Source organism: Streptomyces albofaciens JCM 4342 (assembly GCF_008634025.1).
In the GTDB taxonomy this organism is placed as follows: Bacteria; Actinomycetota; Actinomycetes; order Streptomycetales; family Streptomycetaceae; genus Streptomyces; species Streptomyces albofaciens.
On the sequence record NZ_PDCM01000001.1, the window covers coordinates 3740786 to 3766096 of the forward strand.

Consider the following 25311-nt stretch of genomic DNA (forward strand, 5'->3'; position numbering starts at 1 on the left):
GTCCTTGACGTAGAACTCGTCCCGTTGCCCCTTGACGAGTTTTCCGTTGACATCCGTGAGATTCGCCAGTGCGGTACCAGCGATCAAGCTGGAGAGATCGCCAGTCGCCTGCGAAGCTTCGAGATTGACGGGTTGTTGCTTGTCCGGCTTGCTCGGCTGGGCCGGTTCGGCCTGCTGGGCTGGAGCGCCTCCCCGGCCGCCAGGGCGTCGAGGAACTGTGCGTAGGCGAACGTGGTCCAGCCGGGGGTTTCCAGGGACACAGGAGAATCGCCGCATGACGCCTGCACAGGCTCAGGTCCTCCGGACCCTCCCATCAGCTCTAACTGCATTGGCAGGCAGCATCCGGTATCCGTACCGTTGCGCCGTGGCGGTGACAGGCGGGCCGGCGAACTTCTATTGCAGGAATGGGGTGATCCATCCCTGCCACGGCCGGCGACGGCGAAGACACCCGCCGTGTATTTGGCCGCTTCGTACACCCGTAGCCCGCGCCCTTGTCGCCCGCGTCGATGTCCTTGCCGGCTGCCACGTTGAATGCGACGGCGCCCACCATGGTTCCCAGACCGAGAACGAGCAGGCTGGGCAGGATGTGCGGGAGGTGGGCGCTGTCGGGCGAGGCGAAGGCCAAAGCCAGCAAGCCGGACGCGCTGACGAGCTGAGCGGCACCGGCCACAGTCGTCCACCGCATACGGCGCAGGAACCGGTTCGCCACCGTGGACCCGCCCTTCCGGGATGCGGCGCGGGCTGGGTGCGCCATGAGCCGCTCTCCCGGGGCCCGCTGGGGCGAACACCGGGAGAGCGGGGCTCAGCGCGGGTCGTTGACCTTGCGGTCCAGGTCGAGGGTGAGCTGGAGAGCGTCCAGCACACTCGCGGGGGCGATCTGGTTGTCCGCCTCGCCGCGCACCACGTCCAGGACGTGGCCGATCATGGCGGTGTACTGGTCGGCGGCCGGCAGCTGGAGTTCGTGCGCGCCCTCGGCGGTGTAGGCGGTGACGGTGCCGGTGGGCCTGCCGTCGAAGCCCATCGTGGACGTGGCGTCCAGGACGCCGTGCTCGAAGGTGGCGGTATAGCCGCCGCGGGCTCCCCACGCCTGGGGCATCAGGGAGGAGATCGAGCTGCGGGCCGCCGCGCCGTCGAAGCGGAAGGCGGCGTCGATGGCCCCGGAGTCCGCGCCGCGTGCCACGGTGGTGACGGTGGTGGCCTGGGGCAGGCCGAGGGTGCGGGTGATGATGTCCATGTCGCTGTGCAGCGCCTCCAGGGGCAGGACCTTCAGCCCGAGTGAGGCGCCCGGCCACAGGTGCGCGGTCAGGTTCCACAGCGTCAGCTGTTCCAGGCGCCCGTGGGCGCCCTGGTCCACCGCGTCGAACAGGGCCTGGTTGGCCGGGATGAACCGCTCGAACATGTCCACGAACACGTGCTTGTCACTGCGGGCGGCGGCCTCGGCCACCCGCTTCGCGTCCTCGATGTCGTCGGCCAGCGGCAGCTCGACCAGCGCGTGCTTGCCCGCCTTGAGGGCGCGCAGCACGAATTCGGCGTGCAGCGGGATGGGCAGGCAGATGTCCACCAGGTCGAAGGAGCCGTCCTCGAACGCGGCATCCATGTTCGTCGAGGAGGCAAACCCGAACTGGCCCGCTGCCTTCGCGGTCTTGGCCGCATCCCGGCCGAACATCACCACTTCCACATCGTCACGGGCGGCGTAGACGGCGGCGTGCGCCTGCCCGAAGCCGGTTCCCAGCAGTGCGATCTTCATCGTTCGTCTCCTTGCGGTGCGTGTGCGGTCGGGGCGTGAGGGGATCAGCGGGCCGTGGGCTGGGAGAGGAGGCCGAAGCGGTTGCCGCGGGGGTCGCGGATACGGGCGCGGGCCGGACCGGCAGGCGCCGAGCGCGGCTGCTGCTCGACTCGTGCGCCGGCTTCCTGCGCGGCTGCGGCGGTGGCGGCGACGTCGGTGACCAGGAAGATGGGCATGGCGTAGTCCGCCGTACTGCCGTTGCCGCCGCTGTGATCCCGCAGGAGACCGGAGGGGGACGCGGCGTCGGGCCCGAAGACGGCCAGGCTGGGCACGTCGCCATCGGCGCCGGCCTTCTCGAATCGCCAGCCGAAGCCCTGGGTGTAGAAGTCGGTGGTGGCCTTGACGTCGGTGGTGCCGATCTCGAAGCCGGCCATCGACCCGGGCTTCGGGGTGAAGGCGGCCTGCTGCAGGTACTCCTCGGTCCCGGCGATGCGCTCCTCGAACCGCTGGGAGGTGGACTGGGAGAAGAGGGAGAACAGGTTGCCGCGCGGGTCCTGCAGCCGCGCGAAGACCGTCACGTCCCCCACCGGCGTGGCCGGTACGACGACCGTGGCGCCCAGGTCGGTGAGCGCGTCGACGTCTGCGTGGACATCGGTGGACAGGATGGAGAGGTTGATGGCCTCGTCGCCGGTGTCGCCCTGCTGGATCGCGCCCATCGGCCACGGGGCGCCGGGGGCGAGGATGCGGGTGTAGGTGCGGCCGTCGACGGAGGAGTCCGGGTCGACTTCGAACGTCCAGCCGAGGAGGGGGCCGTAGAAGTCGGTGACGGCCTCGGGGGTGGTGGTGCCGATCTCGAACCAGACGACCTGGCCGGGAGACATGAAGCTCATGATTGTTCCTTTCGTGAGCCCGCGAACGTGGCATGTGCCGCGGGGCGGGTCTTTCGCGTCGAGCCTGGCTCGCAGCCCCAGGCGCGGGCCCGCGTGCAGGAGCGGATGAGTGCCCCCGCGTGGGGCCCGCAGCGGGTCAGGCCACCGGAACGGTGGTCTCCTGCTGCTCTGACGGCCTGGCCGGGCCGACAGCCGGCTTCTTGGTTCCGGCGGTGCGGGGCAGAGCGGCCAGCAGGGCGAACGCGGCGACGAATGCGACCGCCACGTACCACAGGGAGCCGGTGAAGGCGTGCGGCATCCGCGCGGCCTGGGTGGCGGGGCCGCCGTGGCCCAGGCGGGCGAAGAAGATCACCGAGGACAGGGCGACACCGACGGCTTGACCGAGCTGGACGGTGGTGTTGGTCAGCCCCGACGCGGAGCCGGCGTGCTCATGGGGGACCTCGGAGAGGATCACGTCGGTCAGCGGAGCGATGATCAGTCCCATGCCCAGGCCCATCGGGACCAGCGGAACGATGGCCTGCCACAACGCGATGCCGGAGCCGTAGTGCTGGGCCAGGCAGGCGAACAGCACCATGCCCGCCGCCGCCAGCAGGGCGCCGGCCTGCAGGACCACGCGGCCGAAGCGGGGCACCAGGACCTGCATGGACATCCCCGCCCCGGCCATCATCGCCGCCGACAGCGGCAGCCCCGACAGCCCGGCCTTCAGCGGCGAGAAGCCCAGCCCCAACTGGAGGTAGAGGGTCCAGGCCAGAAAGAACACCCCCGAGGCGAGGCCGAACATCAGCTGCACGCCCTGCCCGCCGGCGAAACTGCGCCGGGCGAACAGCGACAGCACCACCAACGGCGAGCCACCGCGCCGCAGCAGACGCCGCTCCCAGGCGACGAAGAGCGCCAGCACCGGCACGGACACGGCCATCGATACGTAGGTCCAGGCGGGCCAGCCCAGCTCACGGCCCTGGGTCAGCGGCAGCACCAGCGCCAGCAGCCCGGCACCGGCCAGCACCACCCCGACCAGGTCCAGCCGGGCGGCGCGCTCGGCCCGCGACTCGCTGATCACCAGGGCGCCGGCGATCAGCCCCCCGATGCCCAGCGGCAGATTGACCAGGAAGATCGGCCGCCAGCCCAGCCCGAACAGATCCCCCTGCACGAGCAGCGCACTGACCAGCGGACCGGCGATCGTACCCAGCGACATCACCGCGCCGTAGATGCCGAAGACCTTGCCCCGCTCCCGCTCGGGAAACGTGACGTGGATGATCGACAGCACCTGCGGCACCATCAGGGCCGCCATCGCGCCCTGCGCGACGCGCCCGGCCAGCAGCATCTCCGCATTGCCGGCGACGCCGCAGACCAGCGAGGTGACGGTGAAGCCGACGACGCCGAACAGGAAGACGCGCCTGCGCCCGAACAGGTCGCCCAGACGGCCACCGGTGATCAGCCCGAGCGCGAACGCCAGCGCATACCCGCCGGTGATCCACTGCACCTGCGCCGACGAGGCGCCGATGTCCTGCTGGATGTGCGGAACGGCCATGTGGACGACGGTGACGTCGACCGCGTCCATGAACGAGGCGATCAGCACCACGGCCAGCGCCGCCCACCGGCGCGGATCAACCGCATTCATGGCGATTCGGGGATGTTTCTTCTCGGACATGCCGCCCAAGCTAGGACCCTTTTAGGACACCTCGCGTCCGTAAAGAGGGGCAATCTGGAGAGCATGACGACCGACCTGCCCGCCCGGATGCTCCGCCTGCTGTCCCTGCTGCAGACCCGCCGCGAATGGTCCGGCACCGAACTCGCCGCACGCCTCGACGTCACCGGTCGCACCATCCGTCGCGACATCGACCGCCTGCGGGACCTCGGCTACCCCGTCGAAGGCACCACCGGCCACGCCGGCGGCTACCGCCTCGCCTCCGGCACCGCCATGCCCCCGCTGATCCTCGACGACGGCGAAGCCATCGCCACCGCCGTCGCCCTGAGCACCGCCGCCGGCCACCTCACCGGCATGGAGGAAACCTCACTGCGCGCCCTGGCCAAACTCGAACAGATCCTGCCCGCCCGGCTGCGTACCCAGGTCGCGGCCGTACAGCAGACGACGGCCACCATCGGCTGGGAAACCTGCGGACCGCGCGCCGACCCCGAACTGCTGGGCAGCCTGGCCACCGCCTGCCGCGACCACGAGAGCGTCACCTTCGACTACACCACCCGCCACGGCACCCGCCGCGTCGACCCCCACCATCTCGTCGCCTCCGGCGGCCTGTGGTACCTCCTCGCCCACGACACCGGCAAAGACGACTGGCGCATCTTCCGCCTCGACCGCATCACCGACCCGGCCCCCACCCGCCACCACTTCGCCCCCCGCCCCGTCCCCGGCGACGACCCGGCCGCCTACGTCGCCGACAAGATCGCCACCGCTCCCGCCCGCTACCGCGCCATCGCGACCGTGCACGCCTCCGCCGACACCGTCCGCCGCCGCACCTGGGCCCTGGCCACCCGCGTCCGCCCCCGCGACGAGACCACCTGCACCGTCGACTGCTCCAGCAACCACCTCCCCGGCATCGCCCAAACCCTCGCCGCCCTCGACGCCGACTACACCCTCGATGCCGACCCCGAGGTGACCGCCTACCTCCACCAGGCCGCCGCACGCATGCAACACTCCGTCACCTCATGACCTCCTGACCGACACCCACGGCCTCCGACCAGCAGACGCGGTCACCGAGGTGTGAGGGGGTTTGAGGCGTGTGGTTGAAAATTGACACCCCGAAATCTCCCCAGACCCCTCCGGAGGGTCTCTCGGGCGAGCGGGGCGGCCGGGATGGATTCGATGCAACCGTATCGATATACTTGCATCAGTAAGCGTGGGCTGAACCGACCGCACGTCGCTGACCTGCGACGAAGACCAGGAAGTAGCCTGATCCGCATGTTGTCCGAAGTCACCGCGACCCGCTATGTCACGCCCTTGCGTGAAGGCGGGTCGCTTCCGGGGATCGTCGAGGGTGATGATCTCGGTACGTATGTCATGAAATTCACCGGGGCGGGGCAGGGGCGCAAGACCCTGGTTGCCGAGGTCATCTGTGGGGAGCTGGGGCGGCGGCTCGGGTTGCGGGTGCCGGAGTTGGTGCGGATGCAGCTCGATCCGGTGATCGGGCTGAGTGAGCCCGATCAGGAGGTGCAGGAGCTGCTGAAGGCCAGTGGGGGCCTGAACCTGGGGATGGATTATCTGCCGGGGTCGCTCGGGTTCGATCCGCTCGCGTTCGAGGTGTCGGCGCGGGAGGCGGGGCGGGTCGTGTGGTTCGACGCGCTCGTCAACAACGTGGACCGCTCGTGGCGCAACCCGAACCTGCTGGTCTGGCACGGGGAGCTGTGGCTGATCGACCATGGCGCCACGATGATCTGGCAGCACAACTGGCCCACCGCCGAGAAGTCCGCGGCCAAGCCGTACGACGCCTCTGACCATGTGCTGGCGAGCTTCGGGCCGGACATCGAGGCCGCGGCGGCCGAGTTCGCGCCGCTGGTCACCGAGGAGCTGCTGACCGAGGTCGCGGCCGCCGTGCCGGACGAGTGGCTGGCGGACGAGCCCGGCTTCGACTCGCCGGACGAGCTGCGCGGCGCCTACGTACGGGCGCTGCTGGGACGTGCCGCGGTGATCGGGGACCGGATCGGCATCGGGGAACGTACGAAGGACGGGCCCTCCCGGGTACCGGGCTGGCTGGCGACCGAGTTGCCGCGGAGGACAGTGAAGTGAGCGGCCTGCACAACGGACGTGACGTGTTCGAGTACGCCCTGCTCAGGGTCGTACCGCGGGTCGAGCGCGGGGAAATGATCAACGCGGGGGTGGTCGTGTACTGCCGCGCCCGGCGCTTCGTGGAGGCGCGTACGCATCTGGACGAGGGGCGGTTGCGGGCGCTCGACGCGCACGCGGATGTCGAAGGGGTCAGGGCGGCTCTGCGTGCCGTCGAGGGGATCTGTGTGGGCGGCGAGCGCGCCGGGCAGGCTGCGGGCGACGATGCGGGGCGGCGCTTCCGGTGGCTGATCGCGCCGCGCAGCACCGTCGTCCAGCCCGGCCCGGTGCACACCGGGCTGACCGCGGACCCGTCGATCGAGGCGGAGCGGTTGCTCGATCTGTTGGTGAGGTGAAGTGAGGCGGGGGCGGGAGAGGTACGAGGTGAGGGAGCGGGGAGAGGGGGCCCGGTGAGGGGTGGCCGCCGGTTCGCGCGGACTCGGTGGGCCTTCTGAAGTGCGGTGGAGTGCCGAGGAGGCGTTGACAGGGGGTGGCGCGGCTTCTAGCGTCGGGCCTGCTGAAGCTACTAAGCGGTTGCTCACCTGTGGTTGCGGTGCGGCGGACCGCTCGTCGAGGTTTCGAGGGTGAGGAGAACCCCGCATGTCCACCACCGAGCAGCGCGTAGCCATCGTGACGGGCGCGGCCCGTGGCATCGGCGCGGCCACCGCGGTCCGCCTGGCCGCCGAGGGCCGCGCCGTCGCCGTACTCGACCTCGACGAGGCGGCCTGCAAGGGCACCGTCGAGAAGATCACCTCGGCGGGCGGCAGGGCGCTGGCCGTGGGCTGCGACGTCTCGGACGCGGAGCAGGTGGAGGCGGCGGTCGCGCGGGTGGCGGCGGAGCTGGGCGCGCCGACCGTCCTCGTCAACAACGCGGGCGTGCTCCGGGACAACCTGCTGTTCAAGATGAGCGACAGTGACTGGGACACGGTCATGAACGTGCATCTGCGGGGCGCTTTCCTGATGTCGCGGGCCTGCCAGAAGCACATGGTCGACGCCAAGTTCGGGCGGATCGTCAACCTCTCCTCCAGCTCGGCGCTCGGCAATCGCGGGCAGGTCAACTACTCGGCCGCCAAGGCCGGCCTCCAGGGCTTCACCAAGACCCTCGCCATCGAACTCGGCAAGTTCGGTGTCACCGCCAACGCCGTCGCGCCCGGGTTCATCGCCACGGACATGACCGCCGCCACCGCCGAGCGCGTCGGCATGGGCTTCGAGGACTTCCAGGCCGCGGCCGCCACCCAGATCCCGGTGCAGCGCGTCGGCGTACCGGACGACATCGCCAACGCCATCGCCTTCTTCACGGGCGAGGCGGCCGGCTTCGTCTCCGGCCAGGTCCTGTACGTGGCCGGCGGCCCGCTCAACTGACGCCGGAGGTTACGGACATGACCGCACAGGACAAGCCGCTGCCCGCGTTCTCCGGCAAGGCGGCGCTGGTCACCGGCGCCAGCCGGGGCATCGGATACGGCATCGCCAAGGCGCTGGTGGCCCGCGGCGACAAGGTCTGCATCACCGGCCGCAACGAGGACGCCCTGAAGGAGGCCGTCGAGACGCTGGGCGCCGACCGCGTCATCGGCGTCGCGGGCAAGGCCCACGACGAGGCCCACCAGGGCGTCGCCGTGGAACGGGCCATGGAGGCGTTCGGCCGCGTCGACTACCTGGTCAACAACGCCGGTACGAACCCGGTCTTCGGCCCGATCGCGGACCTCGACCTGAACGTCGCCCGCAAGGTGTTCGAGACCAACGTCGTCTCCGCGCTGGGCTTCGCGCAGCGCACCTGGCACGCGTGGCAGAAGGACAACGGCGGCGCGATCGTCAACATCGCCTCCATCGCGGGCGTCTCCGCGTCGCCGTTCATCGGCGCGTACGGCATGAGCAAGGCCGCGATGATCAACCTGACGTTCCAGCTGGCGCACGAGTTCGCGCCGGTGGTACGGGTCAACTCGATCGCCCCGGCGGTGGTCAAGACCAAGTTCGCGGCCGCGCTGTACGAGAACCGTGAGGAGGAGGCCGCCGCGGGCTACCCGATGGGCCGCCTCGGCATCCCCGCGGACATCGGGGGCGCGGCGGCGTTCCTGCTGTCCGACGCGGCCGGCTGGATCACGGGGCAGACGCTCCAGGTGGACGGCGGTCTGTTCCTGAACGCGGGCGTCTGAGGTGCCGACGGGCGCGGGCGTCTGAGGTGCCGACGGGGGCGGACGTCTGAGGATGCCGACGGGCGCGGGAGGCTGAGGGCGGGCGTACGCGGGTTGCGCGCGCCGGGCGGCGCGCCCCGCGTGGGTGCGGGCGCACCGCGTACGGAAGCGCGCGCAGCGACTTGCGTTCGCGTGCACTCCAAGAGGCAGGGTCCGTGGTGCCGGTCCGGAAGGGGCCGGCACCACTTCTGTCACGGGCCGGACGGGGCCCGTGACGCGACTCCGCGAAGGAGACCGCCATGCGGTACCGCACTCTCGGCGGCGGCCGGGGACCCGAGGTCAGCGCCCTGTGCCTGGGCACCCTGCCGTTCGGCACCACCGTGGACGAGGAGACGTCGCACGCCGTCCTCGACCGCTTCGCCGAGGCGGGCGGCACCTTCCTGGACACCGCCAACAACTACGCCTGCTGGGTGCCGGGCGCGACCGGCGACGAGAGCGAGCTGCTGATCGGGCGCTGGCTGCGCAGCCGGGGCGCCAGGGACCGGACGGTGCTGGCGACCAAGGTCGGCGCGCGCCCCGACCCGTCCCGCGGACCGGAGTGGCCCGCCAACCTGGAGGGGCTGGGCGAGAAGACCGTACGGGACGGGATCGAGGGCAGCCTGCGGCGGCTCGGCACGGACCGGGTGGACTTGTATTACGCGCACATCGAGGACCGGGGCGTACCACTGGAGGAGACCGTCGGAGCGCTGGCGGGCCTGGTGCGGGACGGCTCGGTGGGCCTGCTCGGTGCCAGCAACCACGCCACGTGGCGGCTCGCCGAGGCCCGCCGCATCGCCGAGGCGCAGGGCCTGCCCGGCTACCGCGCCGTACAGCAGCGGCACACCTACCTGCGGCCGCGGCCCGACGCGGACTCCGGGCTCCAGCGGGAGACGGACGGGGAACTCCTCGATTACGCCGGGGCACACGAGGATGTGACGCTGCTGGGGTACTCGACGCTGATGCACGGCGGATACGCGCGGCCGGAACAGCCGCTGCCGGACCGGTACGACCACCCCGGTTCGGTGGCGCGCCTGCGGGTCCTCCGCGAGGTCGCCGCGGAGGCCGGGGCCACCGTGAACCAGGTGGTGCTCGCCTGGCTGATGGACGGGCCGGTGCCGGTCGTCCCCGTCCTCGGTGTGAGTTCGGTGGCGCAGCTGGACGAGAGCCTGGCGGCGCTGGACCTGCGGCTGGACGCGGCGCAGCGGGCGCGGCTCGACACGGCGTGAGCGGGCGCGGGGCGGGCAGTCGGCCCGGGCGGGCCGGCCGGTGGGCGGGCGTGCGGCGTTGTCAGTGGTCGCCGGTAAGTTCGTAGTCGAGAACGGAACGCACACCGGAGGTTGCTCAGTGATGACCGACATGCTGCCCGAGTCCTGGCGCGGCGTCCTCGGCGAGGAGTTGGAGAAGCCCTACTTCAAGGAGCTCACCGAGTTCGTCGAGCAGGAGCGGGCCAAGGGGCCGGTCTACCCGCCCCGCGAGGAGGTCTTCGCGGCCCTCGACGCCACCCCGTACGACCAGGTGAAGGTGCTGATCCTCGGGCAGGACCCGTACCACGGCGAGGGGCAGGGCCACGGGCTGTGCTTCTCCGTGCGGCCCGGCGTGAAGACGCCGCCGTCGCTGCGCAACATCTACAAGGAGATGAAGGAGGAACTGGGCCACCCGGTCCCGGACAACGGCTATTTGATGCCCTGGGCCCGGCAGGGCGTGCTGCTGCTGAACGCGGTGCTGACGGTGCGGGCGGGCGAGGCCAACTCGCACAAGGGCAAGGGCTGGGAGAAGTTCACCGACGCGGTGATAAAGGCGGTGGCCTCCCGGCCGGACCCGGCGGTGTTCGTGCTCTGGGGCAACTACGCGAAGAAGAAGCTCCCGCTGATCGACACCGAGCGGCACGCGGTCGTGGAGGGCGCCCACCCGTCCCCGCTGTCCGCGAAGAAGTTCTTCGGTTCCAAGCCCTTCACCCGCATCAACGAGGCGGTCGCCGCGCAGGGACACACCCCGATCGACTGGCGTATCCCCGACCTGGGCTGAGCCGGGAGCGAGGTGGGCGGCGCGGACGGGGGCGGCCCGGCCGCGTCGGGGTTCCGGTCACGCTGGCGTCCCGGTCGCCTCGGCGTCTCGGCCACGCTGGCGTCCCGGCCGCGTCGGGGTTCCGGTCACGCTGGCGTCCCAACCGCGTCGGCGTCTCGGCCACGCTGGCGTCCCGGCCGCGTCGGGGTTCCGGTCACGCTGGCGTCCCAACCGCGTCGGCGTCTCGGCCACGCTGGCGTCCCGGCCGCGTCGGGGTTCCGGTCACGCTGGCGTCCCAACCGCGTCGGCGTCCCGGCCACGCTGGCGTCCCGACCACCCCGGCGCCCCGGCACTCCGGCGCCCCAACCGCGTCGGCGTCCCGGCCACTCCGGCGCCCCAACCGCGTCGGCGTTCCGGTCACTCCGGCGTCCCGACCACCCCGCGCCCCGACCACCCCGGCGCCCCGACCACCTCGGCATCCCGACCACTCCGGCGCCCCGGCCGCCCGTCGCTCAGCCCCCGTACACCCGGCGGCAGATCTCGTCGGTTCGGTCGTCGCCCTGCCAGCGGCCGTACTCCCGGGCCAAGGCGCAGAGGCCGGGGGCCGGTGCGGCCGGGCGGCGGGTCTTGGAGCGTTGCCACGGGAAGCCGAAGCGGCGGTCTCGGGGGCCGGCCCCCGTCTTCGGGCCGCCTTCCGCCTCCCGGCCCGTGCCCTTTCCCTTCCGCGCGGACTCCGGCTGCGGCCGCTGCGGCCGCTTCGTCCGCTGTGTGCCGGAGGCCGGGGGACCGGCCGGTACGGAACGCCGCGCGGCCGGGCCGGACGGTGGCGCTCCCGGACGCTCGCGGCGCGGGGACTGGGTGACCTCCGGGCCGATGGGCTCCACGGACGGGGCGGGCGCCACGGGGCGCGGCTGGAGGCTCTCGGGGGCCGGGCGGTGGGCGACGGTGACACATCCGGTGGCGACCGCGGCCGTCGTCACCGCGAGGGCCGCCGCTGCGGGAATACGGAACACCGGCCAACTCTGCCGATCACGGCCCCCTTTGGGAAGGACCCGCGGGAGTGATCGGTCCGAGCGGCCGTTGACGCCGGATCAGCCGCGGCCGAGCAGGCCGGTGAGCAGTTCCTCGACACCGGTGCGCAGTTCGCGCCGGGTCGGCGGCGTGGCGTGGAACTGTCCGGCGATACAGGAGAAGAGCATGCCGTCGCACCAGGCGAGCACGTTCAGGGCATGCCGTTCGGGTGCGGTGGACCCGGCCGCGGTCAGCATCGCCACCAGCGGCTCGCGGAACCGCTGTCCGGCCCGGTCGTAGAAGGCGCGCAGTTCGGGGCGCCGGGTGGCCTCCAGGGCCAGTTCGTACCGGGCGACGGCCAGGTCCCGGTGGCGGGTCAGCGAACGGTGCAGGCCGAGGGAGAGGGCGTCGGCGAGGGCCGCCGGGCCGCTGTCCGCCGCGCCGGGCATCTCATGGGGTGTCAGGACGGCCGCCTCCCGCTCGGCCAGCCGCCGTACCGCCGTTTCCAGCAGGGCCGCGCGGGTGCGCGCGAGGTTCGAGGTGGAGCCTTGCGGGAGCCCGGCGGCCTCGTCGACGGCCCGGTGGGTGAGCCCGCGCAGCCCGCGCTCGGCGAGCAGGGACAGCGCGGCGTCGGCGACGCGGTCGTGGCGGGTCTTGCCGGTCGCGGCCCCGGGAGGAGCGGCCTTGCCGGGGGTGGCCCTGCCGGACGTGGTCTTGCCGGTCGCGGCCCCGAGGGGCGTGGTCTCACCGGGGGCGGTCCGGTCGGTCGTGGCCCTGTCGTCGGCGGCCTGGTCGGCCGTGGCCTTGTCGGGAGTGGCGGCACTGCGGGTCATGGCAGGTGAGCCTACCGCTGCGACTACACGTGTAGTACCGTCGACGCATGCAACTACAGGTGTAGTCGAAGGAGGGCGACGGCGGGTCCGCCGGGCGTCCGCTCCGACTGCCCGGTGCCACGGGAGGGCTCATGCGGCAGCGCACGGCGATCGTCATCGGCGGCGGGATCGGCGGCCTCACCGCCGCCGTCGCCCTGCACCGGCAGGGCTGGGAGGTCACCGTCCTGGAACGGGCCGCCGCTCTGGAACCCGTCGGGGCCGGTATCGCCCTGGCCGCCAACGCCCAGCGCGCGCTGGACACCATCGACGTGGGAGATGCCGTACGCGGCATGGCCGTCCCCCAGTTCAGGGGCGAGATCCGGACTCCGCGCGGCCGACGGCTGGCCCGTACGGACAACGGCGCGGCCGTGCGGCGCTTCGGCGGCCCCGTCGTGGTCACCCACCGCGCGGAGCTGATCGCCCTGCTCGCCGGGCGGCTGCCCGAAGGGGCCGTACGGACCGGCGCGCCCGCCGAGGTCGTGGACCCGGGCGACCCCGCGCGACCGGACCACCCGGCCCGCGTCCGCCTCCCGGCCCCGGCCGGAAGCGCCCGCCCCTCCCACCTGACCGCCGACCTCGTCGTAGCCGCCGACGGCATCCACTCCGCCGCCCGCCGCGCCCTCTTCCCCGGCCACCCCGAGCCCCGCTACGCCGGATTCACCAGCTGGCGCCTCGTCGTCCCGGCGCTCCGCCGCCCGTACGCCGCGCACGAGACGTGGGGGCCCGGCGGGCTGTGGGGGAGCGTGGCGCTGCACGACGGGCGGGTCTACGCCTACGCCACCGCGGCCGTGCCGCCCGGAGGCCGGGCGCCCGACGACGAACGGTCCGAGCTGCTGCGCCGGTTCGGCGGCTGGCACCGGCCGATCCCCGAGATCCTGGCGGCCGCCGACCCGGCCGCCGTCCTGCGCAACGACGTCCGTACGGCGGCCCGGCCGCTGCCCGCCTGCCACCGCGGCCGGGTCGCCCTGCTCGGTGACGCCGTGCACCCGATGACGCCCAACCTCGGTCAGGGCGGTTGCCAGGCCATCGAGGACGCGGTCGTGCTGGCGCACCGCGTCGCGTCGGACCGGCCCCTGGCGGCGGCTCTCGACGCGTACTCACGGGAGCGGCTGCCGCGGACGACGGAGGTAGTGCGCCGGGCGGAGCGCGTCGGCCGCCTCACCACCTGGCGGTCCGCGCCCGCCGTCCTGCTGCGCGGGGCCGCCATCGCCTGCACCGCGCGGCTCGCCCCGGATCTCGCGCTGCGCCCGCTCGACGGCATCGCCGACTGGCGGCCACCGGGCGGCACGTATGCTTCCGGAGCGCCCGGCGCACGCCCGGCGCATCCGGCGCGCTGACCGGCGCGTCACCGGAAACGGCGGCACAACCCAGGGAGCCCTTCGTGAAGGTCGGCTGCATCGGACTCGGCGACATCGCACAGAAGGCGTACCTGCCGGTGCTCGGCGCGCAGCCCGGTGTCGAACTGCACCTCCAGACCCGTACGCCGGCCACGTCGGAGCGGGTCGCCGCCACCTACCGCCTGCCCGCCGACCGGTGCCACACCGACCTGGACGGGCTGCTCGCCGCCGGCCTGGACGCGGCGTTCGTGCACGCGCCCACCACCGCGCACCCGGAGATCGTCACCCGCCTCGTGGAGGCCGGCGTGCCGACGTACGTGGACAAGCCGATCGCCTACGACCTGGCCGACACCGAGCGCATCGTGCGGCTCGCCGAGGAGCGCCGCGTCAGCCTGGCGGTCGGCTTCAACCGCCGCTACGCGCCCGGGTACGCGCAGTGCCTGGAGCACCCGCGCGACCTGATCCTCATGCAGAAGAACCGGGTCGGCCTGCCGGAGGACCCCCGGACGCTGGTCCTGGACGACTTCATCCACGTCGTCGACACGCTGCGGTTCCTGGCGCCCGGCACCGTCGAGCACGTGGACGTACGGGCGAAGATCCGCGACGGCCTGATGCACCACGTGGTGCTGCACCTCTCCGGCGACGGCTTCAGCGCCATCGGCAGCATGAACCGGCTGAGCGGTTCCGCGGAGGAGATCCTCGACGTGTCGGGCCAGGACACCAAGCGCCAGGTCGTCAACCTCGCCGAGATCATCGACCACAAGGGACAGCCGAGCGTGCGGCGGCGCGGCGACTGGGTGCCGGTGGCCCGGCAGCGCGGCATCGAGCAGATCGTGCTGGCCTTCCTGGACGAGGTGCGGGCGGGCCGCTTCGTCCCGGCCGAGGACGCGCTGCGTACGCATGAACTGTGCGAGCGGGTGATCGAGGAGGCGCTGGCACAGGCGGGGTGAGACGGTGGCGCCTACCGGCCCTTCGCCGCTCGCCGGGACCGCAGGGCCCGCGCCCCCGCCACGACCACGTACGCGCCGAGCGCCGACATCGCGCCGTACAGGGCCCAGTCGCCGAAGCGCACGTACGGGCTGGTGCCCCCGGCCAGCGGGATGTCGTACACGGCCGCCGCGCCCCGCTCGGTGCCCAGCCGGCCGCCCACCGGTTCGCCCCGCGGCCCGTACACCGCGCTGACCCCGGTCAGCGTGGCGTGCGCCATCGGCCGCCAGGTCTCGGCGGCCCGCAGCGCGGCCAGCGAGGCGTGCTGCCGGGGTGCCCAGCTGCCCTGGAAGGTCGAGGTGGAGGACTGCGCGACCAGCAACTGCGCGCCGTCCCGCACCAGTTGGCGGCTCAGGTCGGGGAACGCCGACTCGAAGCAGACCAGCGGCCCCACGCGCAGTCCGCCCGCCGAGCCGACCGGCACCAGCACCTGCCGGGTGCCGCGCATCCGGTTCTGGTCGGCTGCCTTGCCGACGTGCGTCGCCCAGCCCAGGACGGAGCGCAGCGGGATGTACTCGCCGAACGGGACCAGGCGCATCTTGTCGTAGCGGTGGCCGGTCGCGCCGCGCGGGCCGACCAGGACCGAACTCTTGTAGATGCCGGGCCGGCCGGCGTGCCGGCCGTCGACGTTCACCAGGAGGTCGGCGCCCACGTCCCGGGAGAGCGCGGCGAGACGGTCCGACATGGCCGGATGCCGGGTCAGGTCGCGGTTGACGCTGCTCTCGCCCCAGACCACCAGCCGGACGCCGCGTCCGGCCAGTGAGCGGGTCAGCTCCTCGCCGCGCGCTATCCGCGGTTCCGGGCCCACGATCACTCCCGGCTGGACGAGGCCGACGCGGACCGCGCCGGCCGGCCGCGGCACCGGCGCCCACAGCCACGCCGCGGCGCCGCCGGCCGCGCACACGAGGAGGCCCGCCACGGCCGCGACGCGGGCCCGCGGCACCGCGACGAGCACGGCGAGCGCGGTGTTCACCGACACGAGGAGCAGGCTCAGCAGCCACACCCCGCCGAGCGAGGCGAGCCGCAGCGCGGGCGGCACCTGCCACTGGCTGGCGCCCAGCAGCCCCCACGGACCGCCCAAGTACTCCCAGGACCTGACCAGTTCGACCATCAGCCAGCCGGATGGTACGAGGACGAGGGCCGCCGCGCACCGGGCCGCGCCCGGCGTGCCGTGCAGCAGCACCCGTACGAGCAGACCCCAGGGCGCCCACAACAGGCCGAGCAGCGCGGCCAGCACGAGGATGAACACATGCAGGCTCGGCAGCAGCCAGTGGTGGACGGCCAGTATGAAGCCCGCGCCGCCGAGCCAGCCGTCCAGCGCCGCGCGGCGGTTCGTCCGGGCCGAGCGCGTCAGCAGGATCCACGGGACGAGGGCGACGTGGGCCAGCCACCACAGGGCGGGCGCCGGGAACGCGAGCGCGGGCAGCGCTCCGGACACGACCGCCGCGGCGCCGCGTCCCCAGGGCGACGTGAGCCCCGCCCTCCGGACGGCCGACGGGAGTCCGCGGCCCCGCCCTTCGCGCACCCTCCCCGGGCCCGCTTCCCACCGGCCGTCGGGCGACACCTGCATGCCGTCTCCTCCTTCGGGACCCTCCGTCGGAACGCAGCACCAGTGTGCGCGCGTCGGCCGATCATGGACAGCGGAGGCCCGTCAGGTGTGCGCCGGAAGCAGTTGGCGCCACTTCTCGTGGACGACGACCTCGGTCAGCCGCCAGCCCTCGGCGGCGCGGCGGGCGGCGAAGACGTAGCGTCCGGCGCAGGTGTAGTTCGGAGCGGCCGACGCCCCTCCGGACGGGCCGGGCGGGGCGTCGTGCGGGCCCGCGAGGTGCATCGGGTTCAGGTAGTCGGCCTGCACGGTGGCCGTGTCGCCGGGCGCGCCGCCGTCGCGCAGCGCGATGCCGATGCGCCGGTTGACGATCAGGTGCTGGCGTACGGGGAAGCGCCGCATCATCTCGGCGAGCCAGTCCGCGACGGCGTCGGCGCTGCCCGCGATGCCGCCCGCCGAGCGGTAGTCGACCTGCCCCCCGGGAACGAACAGGGCCCGGTAGGCGGCCCAGTCGCCGTCGTCCACGGCGATCGCGTAGCCGGTGACCAGGTCGTCGATGGCGAGGCGGTCCATGACAGTGGTGTGTTCCACGCGCTGGGTCATCGCCTCAGTGTTCGGCATGCGCGGGGCGGCGCCAAGGGGACGGGCGGGCACGGCCGCGGGCCCCCGCCCGGAGACGGGGGCCCGCGGGTGGTACGGCCGGTCAGCGTGCCGCGGTCGGCTCCGCCGCGTCCCGGACGGCGCCTTCTCCGGAGGCCTCGGCCTGCTCGAACTGGGTACGGTACAGCTCCTCGTACCGCCCGCCCGCCGCGAGCAGCGCGTCGTGGGTGCCGCGTTCGACGATCCGGCCGTCCTCGACCACCAGGATCAGATCGGCGGCCCGTACGGTCGACAGCCGGTGGGCGATCACCACGGACGTACGGCCCTCCAGGGCCTCGGTCAGCGCCTCCTGGACCGCCGCCTCGGAGGTGTTGTCCAGGTGGGCGGTGGCCTCGTCCAGGATCACCACCCGCGGCCGGGCCAGCAGCAGGCGGGCGATGGTCAGCCGCTGCCGCTCACCGCCGGAGAGCCGGTAGCCGCGCTCGCCGACCACCGTGTCCAGGCCGTCCGGCAGCGAGGCGATCAGGCCGTCCAGACGGGAGCGGCGCAGCGCGTCCCACAGGTCCTCCTCGCCCGCCTCCGGCCGGGCCAGCAGGAGGTTCTCGCGGATCGTGTCGTGGAAGAGATGACCGTCCTGGGTCACCATGCCGAGCGTCTCGCGGATCGAGTCGGCGGTCAGGTCGCGTACGTCCACGCCGCCGAGCCGCACCGCGCCGGCGTCCACGTCGTACAGCCGCGGCAGCAGCTGCGCGATGGTCGACTTGCCGGCGCCCGAGGAGCCGACCAGGGCGACCATCCGTCCCGGTTCGGCGCGGAAGGACACGTCGTGCAGCACCTCGGCGCCGCCCCGGGTGTCCAGGGTCGCGACCTCTTCGAGGGAGGCCAGGGAGACCTTGTCGGCGGCCGGGTAGCCGAAGCGCACGGAGTCGAACTCCACCGAGACCGGTCCGTCCGGCACCGCGCGGGCGTCCGGCTTCTCCTCGATCAGCGGCTTGAGGTCCAGCACCTCGAAGACCCGCTCGAAGCTGACCAGCGCGCTCATCACCTCGGTGTGCGCGCCCGACAGCGCCGTCAGCGGCGCGTACAGGCGGGTCAGCAGCAGGGCGAGCGACACGATGGAGCCCGCTTCGAGGTGGCCGCGCAGCGCCAGGAAGCCGCCGAGTCCGTAGACGACGGCCAGCGCGAGGGCGGACACGAGGGTGAGCGCGGTGACGAAGTACGTCTGGACCATGGCGGTGCGCACCCCGATGTCGCGCACCCGCCGGGCCCGCGCCGCGAACTCCGCCGACTCGCGCGCCGGGCGGCCGAACAGCTTGATGAGGGTGGCGCCCGGCGCGGAGAACCGCTCGGTCATCTGGGTGCCCATCGCGGCGTTGTGGTCGGCCGCCTCCCGCCGCAGCCCGGCCAGCCGCCGGCCGACCCGGCGCGCGGGCAGTACGAACACCGGCAGCAGCACCAGCGCGATCAGCGTGATCTGCCACGACAGGCTCAGCATCACCACGAGTGTCAGCAGCAGTGTCACGATGTTGCCGACCACGCTGGACAGCGTGTCGCTGAACGCCCGCTGCGCGCCGATCACATCGTTGTTCAGACGGCTGACCAGGGCTCCCGTACGGGTACGGGTGAAGAAGGCGACCGGCATCCGCTGCACGTGGTCGTAGACGGTGGTCCGCAGATCGAGGATCAGGCCCTCGCCGAGCCCCGCCGACAGCCGGCGGGCCAGCAGGCCCAGCCCCGCCTCCGCCACCGCGATGACGGCGATCAGCCCGGAGAGCGCGAGGACGGTGCCGGACGCCGCGCCGCCCACGATGCCGTCGACCACCCGGCCGGCGAGCACCGGTGTGGCCACCGCGAGCATCGCGGTCAGTGTGCTCAGCACCAGGAACCAGGCCAGCGCGTGGCGGTGCGGCCGCGCGAAGGCGACGATGCGCCGCAGTGTCGCGCGGGAGAACGGGCGCCGGTCGCGCTGCGCGTTCATGGTGCTGTGCAGCGAATGCCAGGCGGTGACTTCCATGTCCATCGCGGTCCTCCGGGGCGGCGTGGTCGGCATGAGTGAGGTGCGCGGGCCGTGCTGCCCGGCGACATGCCAGAAGCTATGACCTCAACCAATGTTGAGGTCAACGGATTCCCTTGTCGGCGCGCCGGGGGTGGGCGGCGGGGCGGGCGTACGGGGGTGTCGGGGGGCGCGCCCGGCGCGCACGCACGTACGCCGGGCGCCCGCACTCCTCAGGCCGCCTCAGGCCGCCTCGGCCCGTCGCCAGGCCGTGGTGCGCAGCAGCCGTAGCCCGTTGAGGCCGACCAGGACGGTCGAACCCTCGTGTCCCAGTACGCCCAGCGGCAGCGGCAGGTGTCCGGCGAGGTCCCAGGTGACCAGCGCGCCGATGCACACCGATGCGATGACCAGGTTCTGCACCACCAGCCGGCGCGCCCGGCGCGAGAGCGCGACGACGGTGGGCACCGCCCCGGTCTCGTCGCGCACCACGACCGCGTCGGCCGTCTCCAGTGCCAGGTCGGAGCCCACCCGGCCCATGGCGACGCCGCTGTGGGCGGCGGCCAGCGCGGGCGCGTCGTTCACGCCGTCGCCGACCACCAGCACCTTCTCCCCGCGGTCCTGCCAGGCGCGGACCGCGGCCACCTTGTCCTGCGGCAGCAGGCCGGCCCGTACGTCCGTGATGCCGCACTCCTCGGCCGTACGGGCGGCGGCCCGCGCGTGGTCGCCGGTCAGCAGGGTCACGTCGGTGCCGGTCAGGCGGTGCAGCCGGGCCACCGCCCCGGGAGCGCCGGGGCGCAGCCGGTCGGTGAGGGCCAGTACGGCGACGGGCCGGGCGTCCACCAGGACGGCCACCGCGGTGTGACCGGCGGCCGCCACCTCCTCCGCGCCGGCGCGCGCCTCGCGCACCAGCTCCTCGGCAAGCCCGTCGGTGCTCCCGGGCGCCCCCGCGCTCAGCAGCGCCGCCGCACTGCCGACCTGTACGACGCGCCCCTCCACCACGGCCCGCACACCCCGCCCCGGCACGGACGAGAACTCCCGCGCGCCGGACACGCGCAGTCCGCGTTCCCGTGCGGCGGCGATCACGGCGCGGGCCAGCGGGTGTTCGCTGGGCAGCTCCGCCGCGGCGGCGAGCGCGAGCACCCGCCGTTCGTCCGCGCCGCCCAGCGGGCGCACCCCCGCGACCCGCGGCGCGCCTTCGGTGAGCGTGCCGGTCTTGTCCATCGCCACCCGCGTCACCGCGCCCAGCGCCTCCATCGCCACGGCCGACTTGACCAGGACGCCGTGCCGTCCGGCGGTGGCGATGGCGGACAGCAGCGGCGGCATGGTGGCCAGCACGACCGCGCACGGCGACGCCACGATCATGAAGGTCATGGCCCGCAGCAGGGTCGCGGTGAAGTCCGCGCCGAGCAGCAGCGGCAGCGCGAACAGCGCCAGGGTCACCAGCACCACCACGGCGGAGTAGCGCTGTTCCACCTTCTCGATGAAGACCTGGGTGGGCGCCTTGGTCCGGCCCGCCTCCTCGACCATCGCCACGATCCGGGCGAGCGCCGATTCCGAAGCGTCCTTGCCGACCCGTATCCGCAGCGCTCCGGTGCCGTTCAGCGTCCCGGCGAACACCTCGTCGCCCGCCGTCCTGTCCACCGGCAGCGGCTCACCCGTGATGGTGGCCTGGTCCACCTCGCTCGCGCCGTCCAGCACGGTGCCGTCGGCGGGCAGCCGCTCCCCGGGGCGTACGAGGACGGTCTCGCCCACCCGTAGCGCGGCCGCCTCGACGGTCTCCTCCCGGCCGTCGGCCGTCAGCCGTACGGCGGTGGAGGGCGCGAGGTCGAGCAGGCCGCGCACGGAGTCCTCGGTGCGCCGGGTGGCCAGGGCCTCCAGCGCGCCCGAGACCGCGAAGATCACGATCAGCAGGCCGCCGTCCGGGAACTGTCCGATCGCCGCCGCGCCGACCGCCGCCACGACCATCAGCAGATCGACGTCCAGGGTCCGTTCGCGCAGCGCGCGCAGCCCCGCGAGGCCGGGCTCCCAGCCGCCGGCCGCGTAGCACACCGCGTAGAGCGGCCCCCATGTCCAGGCCGGGGCGCCCATCAGGTCGAGGGGGAAGGCCGACAGGAAGGTGAGCGCGGCGAGGGCGGCCCAGCGCACCTCGGGCAGGGCGAGGAGCCGGCCGCGGCGCGGGGGAGGCGGTGGCGCCGGGGCCGGTGTGCTGCGGGTGGACGCGTCGGCCGGCGCGGTCGGTGCCGGGTGCGTACGGCCGTGACTGGACGTGGACGTCATGCGGTACCTCGGGGCGGGGGAGGGGACGGGACCCGCACACCATAACCGAATACATGAAGACGTCTTCAAGTATTGCCGAAGATACGATGAGGCGTATGGGACACGGAGTCGACGGCAGGACCACACCGGCAGCGCATCTGGACGCGGACGCCGCCGCGACCATCGCCGCCACCCTTCAGGCGCTGGCCACGCCGTCGCGGCTGATGATCCTCACCCGGCTGCGGCAGGGGCCCTGCCCGGTGGGCGAGCTGGCCGACGCGGTCGGCATGGAGCAGTCAGCGGTCTCCCACCAGCTGCGGCTGCTGCGGGCGCTGGGCCTGGTCACCGGCTCCCGCCGGGGCCGCCGGATCGTCTACAGCCTGTACGACACCCATGTCGCCCAGCTCCTCGACGAGGCCGTCTACCACATCGAGCACCTGCGGCTCGGCGCCCGCGACCTGCCCGACACGGCGGAGGCGGAAGAGGCCGACGAGGCCGGTGCGGCCGCCCGAGCCCGCGCCGGGGCCCGCGCCGAGGCGAAACCCCTCGGCCGCTGACCCGCGCGGGACTTCCCGGCCGCCGCCCGGCGCCTCACCTGCCCGCGTACGCGCCGGCGCTCACCCCGTGCCGTGCGCCGCCAGCCGCTCCCGCACGTCCTCCTGCGACAGATACACATCGGTCCGCTCGAAGTCCCGCAGCGTCGCGGGCTTCTCGGCCTGGAAGCCGGTGCGTACGAAGTCGTCCCCGGCGGTGGCGTTGATCAGCCAGTTCGCGACGGTGCGGAACCTGGCGACACCGGTGCGCAGCGCCAGCAGATGGTAGCCGCGCGCCGCCACCTGGGCGGGCAGCCCGGTCAGCTCGTACCCCAGCGGCTTGGACACCGCGTCGATGCCGCCGAGGTCCACGACCAGGCCGAGGTCCTTGTGCCGGTACGCCGTGCGCGGCGCCCCGCGCAGCCCGGCGATGATGTTGCGGGCGGCGTGCTTGCCCTGCCGCGAGGCGTGCTGCGCGGTGGGCGGGCAGACCGCGCCCGCGCCCTTCTCCAGGTCCGGTACGGCCGCCGCGTCACCGCAGGCCAGCACGTCCGGCATGCCCGGTACGGTCAGGTCGGCGTCCACGATGAGCCGGCCCCGCACGGTCTCCGCGCCGAGCGTGCCGATGAGCGGGGAGGCCGCCACGCCCGCGGTCCAGATCAGCGTCCGGCACGGCAGCACCCGCCCGTCCGTGAACTCCACGCAGTCCTCGGTCACTTCGGCGACCGAGACACCGAGCGACACCTCCGTGCCGCGCCGCCGCATCAGCTCCAGCGCCTTCTGGCCGAGCCGCTCGCCCAGTTCCGGCATCAGCTTCGGTGCGATGTCGATGAGGTGCCACTTGATCTGGGTCGGGTCCAGCCGCGGGTAGCGCTTCGCGGCCGCGCTGGTCAGCCGCTGGAGGTAGGCGACCGTCTCGGTGCCCGCGTAGCCGCCGCCCACGACGACGAACTGGAGCCGCGCCGCCCGCTCCTCCGGGTCCGTCGAGGCCGCGGCGATGTCGAGCTGGGCGATGACGTGGTCCCGGATGTACGCGGCCTCGGCCAGCGTCTTCATGCCCCGCGCGTACTCCGTCAGCCCGGGGATGTCGAAGGTGCGGGTGATGCTGCCCGGCGTCAGCACCAGGCGGTCGTAGCGCACGTCCGTGATCTCACCCGTGATCAGCCGTACGACGCAGACCTTCGCCGCGGTGTCGATGCCGATCACCCCGCCGGGCACCAGGCGCGTCCGGCGCAGGATCCGCCGCAGGGAGGGGGCGATCGACTGCGGGGTGACCACGCCGGCGGCGACGTGCGGCAGCAGCGGCAGGTACAGCTCGTAGTTGTTGGGCGTGACGAGCACGATCTCGGCCGTCTCCGCGGACAGGCCGTGCTCCAGGCCCCGCGCGCACTCCACTCCGGCGAAGCCACCGCCCACGATCAGGACTCTGGGTCGTTCCATGACGCGTCCTCGCCTCTGTCGGCAGCTGTGTCGGCTCCCGGCCACGCTCACACGCGGCGGCGCGGCCCGCCACCGCGCCCGCCGGGTGCTTCCTGCGACCGGGTGAGAAACCGGGGCGGGCGGCCCGTCCGCACCGCCCGCCGGATCAGCGGCTGTCGCGGTGGGTGGGCCGGGGGCGCCCGGTGCGGGCGAAGTGCGGCAGGGAGATGCCGCCGCGGTGCGGGGCCGCGCCGGTGCCGGGCCGTACGAAGAGGGTGACGGTGACGCCCTCGGTGAAGCCGTTGCGGCGCATCAGCGCGGCCGACGCGGTGTTGCCCACCTCGACATCGGTGATCACGGAAGAGGCGCCCGCCGCGGTCAGCGCCGTGCAGCACTCCTCGACCAGCCGGCCGGCCACCCCGCGCCCCTGGAACTCCGGGTCCACCGCGATCCACTCCAGATAGCCCCAGTCCTCGCGCTGCTCGAAGGTCATCGAGCCGAGCACGAACCCGGCGAGCCGCTCACCGGCCAGGGCGACCCGGCACGCGGGCACGGACGCGTCCAGGTGGGTGGCGACGGCGGTCAGCGACCAGCCGGTGTACGGCATGGCGTCGGTGTCGTAGACACGCGAGCCCAGCTCCAGCACGGCCGGAAGGTGCTCGGGCCGCAGCGGGCGCAGGGTGATCCCGGGGTCGTGCGGGGGCGGGGCGGACATGGCCGGGGCTCCTTCCGGAGGAGAGCGGGGCACGGGTGGAGGGACACCTCCGAGGCGGCACGAATCCACCCTAAACGGGGCGATCTCCGGCCGCGGACCGGCCCCTGTAGTTTGCGGGGGTGAGCACCGCCGTCGCCGAGACCGTCTCCCTCCTGCTGCTGGTCTGCGTCCTGGTCTTCGCCGTACGGAGGCCGGGCGGCGCTCCCGAGGCGGTGGTGGCCGTGCCGGCGGCGGGCCTGCTCGTGGTGGCCGGCGCGGTGTCGCCGTCCGCCGCCTGGCAGCAGGTCCATACGCTGCTGCCGGTCGTCGGCTTCCTGGCCGCCGTGCTGGTGCTGGCGCATCTGTGCGCCCGGGAAGGGCTCTTCGAGGCGGCCGGCGCGGCCCTGGCGCGGCGCTGTGCGGGGCGGCCGCGGCTGCTGCTGGCCGGTGTCTTCGTGCTCGCCGCCGCGGTCACCGCGGTGCTCAGCCTGGACGCGACGGTGGTGCTGCTGACGCCGGTCATCGTGGCCACCGCCGCGCACGCCGGCGCCCGCGCCCGGCCCCACCTCTACGCGTGCGCCCACCTGGCGAACTCCGCCTCGCTGCTGCTGCCCGTCTCCAACCTCACCAACCTGCTGGCGCTCGGCGCCGCCGGGCTGTCCTTCACCCGCTTCGCTGCCCTGATGGCGCTGCCGTGGGTCGTGGCGGTGGTCTTCGAGTACGTGGTGTTCCGGCGGTTCTTCGGGGCGGAACTGCGGGAGGGGGCCGGGGACGGGGCGCCGCGTACGGGCACGGACCGGGACGGGGAACCGAGCGGGGGCGAGGAACCGAGCGGGGGCGAGGACGGCATGCCCGCGGAGCCGCCGCCGCTGCCCGTCTTCGCGCTCGTGGTCCTCTCGCTCACCCTCGCCGGGTTCGTGGTCACCTCGTTCGCCGGGCTGAACCCCGCCTGGGCGGCCCTGGCCGGCGTACTGGTCCTCGGGATACGCGCGCTCGCGCGCCGGGAGACCACCGTGACCGGTGTCGTGGGCGCGGCCAAACCGTACTTCTGCCTCTTCGTGCTGGCCCTGGGCATCGTGGTGCAGGCGGTCGTGGACAACGGTCTCGGCGACGCCGTCGACCGGCTGCTGCCCGAGGGGGCCTCACTGCCCGCCCTCCTCGGCGTGGCCGCGTCCGCCGCGCTGCTCGCCAACGTCATCAACAACCTGCCCGCGGTACTGGCGCTGCTGCCGGTCGCGGCGCACGGCGGCGCCGGTCCCGTCCTCGCGGTACTGATCGGCGTCAACCTCGGCCCGAACCTGACGTACGTCGGCTCGCTGGCCACACTCCTGTGGCGGCGCACCCTCCACGACCGCGGCAACGCGCCGGACGTGGGCACCTTCACCCGGCTCGGCCTGCTGACCGTACCGGCGGGCCTGGTCCTGTCGACGCTGGCGCTGTGGGGGGCGTTGCAGGTCATCGGGTCCTAGCGGTCATCGGGCCCTGGTGGCAATCGGTCCC

Annotated in this window: 22 protein-coding genes; 11 read left to right on the top strand and 11 right to left on the bottom strand. The window is 73.5% G+C overall.

Annotated features, from left to right (window positions below):
* Positions 1 to 802: 802 nt before the first annotated feature.
* From CP973_RS16830 to CP973_RS16840, 3 genes are all read right to left on the bottom strand, one after another.
* Complete coding sequence (locus CP973_RS16830) at positions 803 to 1747, bottom strand: Gfo/Idh/MocA family protein (protein ID WP_150241542.1); 945 nt, start codon at positions 1745 to 1747, stop codon at positions 803 to 805.
* A gap of 44 nt (positions 1748 to 1791) precedes the next feature.
* Positions 1792 to 2616, bottom strand: a complete 825-nt coding sequence (locus CP973_RS16835; protein ID WP_150241544.1) for a VOC family protein — start codon at positions 2614 to 2616, stop codon at positions 1792 to 1794.
* Between the two features lie 136 nt (positions 2617 to 2752).
* Positions 2753 to 4264, bottom strand: coding sequence for an MFS transporter (locus CP973_RS16840; RefSeq protein ID WP_150241546.1), 1512 nt, complete (start codon positions 4262 to 4264; stop codon positions 2753 to 2755).
* Between the two features lie 63 nt (positions 4265 to 4327).
* Between CP973_RS16840 and CP973_RS16845 the strand changes: the two genes are divergently transcribed.
* The 7 genes from CP973_RS16845 to CP973_RS16875 all read left to right on the top strand — a co-directional run bounded on the left by CP973_RS16845 (position 4328) and on the right by CP973_RS16875 (position 10584).
* Positions 4328 to 5281, top strand: a complete 954-nt coding sequence (locus CP973_RS16845) for a helix-turn-helix transcriptional regulator (RefSeq protein ID WP_150241548.1) — start codon at positions 4328 to 4330, stop codon at positions 5279 to 5281.
* A 249-nt stretch (positions 5282 to 5530) separates the two neighbouring features.
* Positions 5531 to 6355 carry a HipA family kinase gene (locus CP973_RS16850; protein ID WP_150241550.1) on the top strand — a complete coding sequence of 275 codons (825 nt, stop codon included), beginning with the start codon at positions 5531 to 5533 and terminating at the stop codon, positions 6353 to 6355.
* Positions 6352 to 6747 (top strand): DUF3037 domain-containing protein, encoded by a 396-nt coding sequence (locus CP973_RS16855; protein ID WP_150241552.1) that lies wholly within the window; start codon positions 6352 to 6354, stop codon positions 6745 to 6747. Before CP973_RS16850 ends, CP973_RS16855 begins: the two co-directional genes overlap by 4 nt.
* Before the next feature lie 244 nt (positions 6748 to 6991).
* The gene (gene fabG / locus CP973_RS16860) at positions 6992 to 7753 is read left to right on the top strand and encodes a 3-oxoacyl-ACP reductase FabG (RefSeq protein ID WP_150241554.1); all 762 of its coding nucleotides are present in this window, start codon (positions 6992 to 6994) and stop codon (positions 7751 to 7753) included.
* Positions 7754 to 7770: 17 nt separating this feature from the next.
* Complete coding sequence (locus CP973_RS16865) at positions 7771 to 8541, top strand: SDR family oxidoreductase (protein WP_150241556.1); 771 nt, start codon at positions 7771 to 7773, stop codon at positions 8539 to 8541.
* Positions 8542 to 8819: 278 nt separating this feature from the next.
* Positions 8820 to 9785 (top strand): aldo/keto reductase, encoded by a 966-nt coding sequence (locus CP973_RS16870; protein WP_150241558.1) that lies wholly within the window; start codon positions 8820 to 8822, stop codon positions 9783 to 9785.
* 121 nt (positions 9786 to 9906) lie between these two features.
* Positions 9907 to 10584 (top strand): uracil-DNA glycosylase, encoded by a 678-nt coding sequence (locus CP973_RS16875; protein ID WP_150241560.1) that lies wholly within the window; start codon positions 9907 to 9909, stop codon positions 10582 to 10584.
* A gap of 491 nt (positions 10585 to 11075) precedes the next feature.
* Here the strand turns inward: CP973_RS16875 and CP973_RS16880 are convergent, their stop codons facing one another.
* Together CP973_RS16880 and CP973_RS16885 are read right to left on the bottom strand one after the other, a co-directional pair.
* Positions 11076 to 11576 (bottom strand): hypothetical protein, encoded by a 501-nt coding sequence (locus CP973_RS16880; RefSeq protein WP_150241562.1) that lies wholly within the window; start codon positions 11574 to 11576, stop codon positions 11076 to 11078.
* A gap of 78 nt (positions 11577 to 11654) precedes the next feature.
* A complete protein-coding gene (locus CP973_RS16885; protein WP_150241564.1) occupies positions 11655 to 12407 on the bottom strand; it encodes a TetR/AcrR family transcriptional regulator in 753 nt (250 codons plus the stop codon).
* A gap of 131 nt (positions 12408 to 12538) precedes the next feature.
* Between CP973_RS16885 and CP973_RS16890 the strand changes: the two genes are divergently transcribed.
* A complete protein-coding gene (locus CP973_RS16890) occupies positions 12539 to 13783 on the top strand; it encodes an FAD-dependent monooxygenase (protein ID WP_150241565.1) in 1245 nt (414 codons plus the stop codon).
* A gap of 44 nt (positions 13784 to 13827) precedes the next feature.
* Positions 13828 to 14733, top strand: coding sequence for a Gfo/Idh/MocA family protein (locus CP973_RS16895; RefSeq protein WP_150241567.1), 906 nt, complete (start codon positions 13828 to 13830; stop codon positions 14731 to 14733).
* 11 nt (positions 14734 to 14744) lie between these two features.
* Here CP973_RS16895 and lnt read toward each other — a convergent pair whose 3' ends face one another.
* The 4 genes from lnt to CP973_RS16915 all read right to left on the bottom strand — a co-directional run bounded on the left by lnt (position 14745) and on the right by CP973_RS16915 (position 21186).
* The gene (gene lnt, locus CP973_RS16900; protein ID WP_150241569.1) at positions 14745 to 16340 is read right to left on the bottom strand and encodes an apolipoprotein N-acyltransferase; all 1596 of its coding nucleotides are present in this window, start codon (positions 16338 to 16340) and stop codon (positions 14745 to 14747) included.
* Between the two features lie 81 nt (positions 16341 to 16421).
* A complete protein-coding gene (locus tag CP973_RS16905) occupies positions 16422 to 16919 on the bottom strand; it encodes a nuclear transport factor 2 family protein (protein ID WP_150241571.1) in 498 nt (165 codons plus the stop codon).
* Positions 16920 to 17019: 100 nt separating this feature from the next.
* Positions 17020 to 18936: an ABC transporter ATP-binding protein gene (locus CP973_RS16910; protein WP_150241573.1), complete on the bottom strand. Its 1917-nt coding sequence runs from the start codon at positions 18934 to 18936 to the stop codon at positions 17020 to 17022.
* A gap of 216 nt (positions 18937 to 19152) precedes the next feature.
* A complete protein-coding gene (locus tag CP973_RS16915; protein ID WP_150241575.1) occupies positions 19153 to 21186 on the bottom strand; it encodes a heavy metal translocating P-type ATPase in 2034 nt (677 codons plus the stop codon).
* A 95-nt stretch (positions 21187 to 21281) separates the two neighbouring features.
* Here CP973_RS16915 and CP973_RS16920 point away from each other — a divergent pair, with 95 nt between their 5' ends.
* The gene (locus tag CP973_RS16920) at positions 21282 to 21722 is read left to right on the top strand and encodes an ArsR/SmtB family transcription factor (RefSeq protein ID WP_244409546.1); all 441 of its coding nucleotides are present in this window, start codon (positions 21282 to 21284) and stop codon (positions 21720 to 21722) included.
* Positions 21723 to 21782: 60 nt separating this feature from the next.
* Here CP973_RS16920 and CP973_RS16925 read toward each other — a convergent pair whose 3' ends face one another.
* Both CP973_RS16925 and CP973_RS16930 read right to left on the bottom strand, forming a co-directional pair.
* The gene (locus CP973_RS16925) at positions 21783 to 23138 is read right to left on the bottom strand and encodes an NAD(P)/FAD-dependent oxidoreductase (protein ID WP_150241577.1); all 1356 of its coding nucleotides are present in this window, start codon (positions 23136 to 23138) and stop codon (positions 21783 to 21785) included.
* A 145-nt stretch (positions 23139 to 23283) separates the two neighbouring features.
* On the bottom strand, positions 23284 to 23832 hold the full coding sequence (locus tag CP973_RS16930) for a GNAT family N-acetyltransferase (RefSeq protein WP_150241579.1): 549 nt from the start codon (positions 23830 to 23832) through the stop codon (positions 23284 to 23286).
* Positions 23833 to 23951: 119 nt separating this feature from the next.
* Between CP973_RS16930 and CP973_RS16935 the strand changes: the two genes are divergently transcribed.
* Positions 23952 to 25280: an SLC13 family permease gene (locus CP973_RS16935; RefSeq protein WP_150241581.1), complete on the top strand. Its 1329-nt coding sequence runs from the start codon at positions 23952 to 23954 to the stop codon at positions 25278 to 25280.
* Positions 25281 to 25311 lie beyond the last annotated feature (31 nt).

Bases quoted from the DNA above. Each gene is read 5' to 3' on its own strand.
- CP973_RS16830 (WP_150241542.1), bottom strand. From the start codon at position 1,747: ATGAAGATCGCACTGCTGGGAACCGGCTTCGGGCAGGCGCACGCCGCC.
- CP973_RS16835 (WP_150241544.1), bottom strand. From the start codon at position 2,616: ATGAGCTTCATGTCTCCCGGCCAGGTCGTCTGGTTCGAGATCGGCACC.
- CP973_RS16840 (WP_150241546.1), bottom strand. From the start codon at position 4,264: ATGTCCGAGAAGAAACATCCCCGAATCGCCATGAATGCGGTTGATCCG.
- CP973_RS16845 (WP_150241548.1), top strand. From the start codon at position 4,328: ATGACGACCGACCTGCCCGCCCGGATGCTCCGCCTGCTGTCCCTGCTG.
- CP973_RS16850 (WP_150241550.1), top strand. From the start codon at position 5,531: ATGTTGTCCGAAGTCACCGCGACCCGCTATGTCACGCCCTTGCGTGAA.
- fabG (WP_150241554.1), top strand. From the start codon at position 6,992: ATGTCCACCACCGAGCAGCGCGTAGCCATCGTGACGGGCGCGGCCCGT.
- CP973_RS16865 (WP_150241556.1), top strand. From the start codon at position 7,771: ATGACCGCACAGGACAAGCCGCTGCCCGCGTTCTCCGGCAAGGCGGCG.
- CP973_RS16870 (WP_150241558.1), top strand. From the start codon at position 8,820: ATGCGGTACCGCACTCTCGGCGGCGGCCGGGGACCCGAGGTCAGCGCC.
- CP973_RS16875 (WP_150241560.1), top strand. From the start codon at position 9,907: ATGACCGACATGCTGCCCGAGTCCTGGCGCGGCGTCCTCGGCGAGGAG.
- CP973_RS16885 (WP_150241564.1), bottom strand. From the start codon at position 12,407: ATGACCCGCAGTGCCGCCACTCCCGACAAGGCCACGGCCGACCAGGCC.
- CP973_RS16890 (WP_150241565.1), top strand. From the start codon at position 12,539: ATGCGGCAGCGCACGGCGATCGTCATCGGCGGCGGGATCGGCGGCCTC.
- lnt (WP_150241569.1), bottom strand. From the start codon at position 16,340: ATGCAGGTGTCGCCCGACGGCCGGTGGGAAGCGGGCCCGGGGAGGGTG.
- CP973_RS16905 (WP_150241571.1), bottom strand. From the start codon at position 16,919: ATGACCCAGCGCGTGGAACACACCACTGTCATGGACCGCCTCGCCATC.
- CP973_RS16910 (WP_150241573.1), bottom strand. From the start codon at position 18,936: ATGGACATGGAAGTCACCGCCTGGCATTCGCTGCACAGCACCATGAAC.
- CP973_RS16915 (WP_150241575.1), bottom strand. From the start codon at position 21,186: ATGACGTCCACGTCCAGTCACGGCCGTACGCACCCGGCACCGACCGCG.
- CP973_RS16920 (WP_244409546.1), top strand. From the start codon at position 21,282: ATGGGACACGGAGTCGACGGCAGGACCACACCGGCAGCGCATCTGGAC.
- CP973_RS16925 (WP_150241577.1), bottom strand. From the start codon at position 23,138: ATGGAACGACCCAGAGTCCTGATCGTGGGCGGTGGCTTCGCCGGAGTG.
- CP973_RS16930 (WP_150241579.1), bottom strand. From the start codon at position 23,832: ATGTCCGCCCCGCCCCCGCACGACCCCGGGATCACCCTGCGCCCGCTG.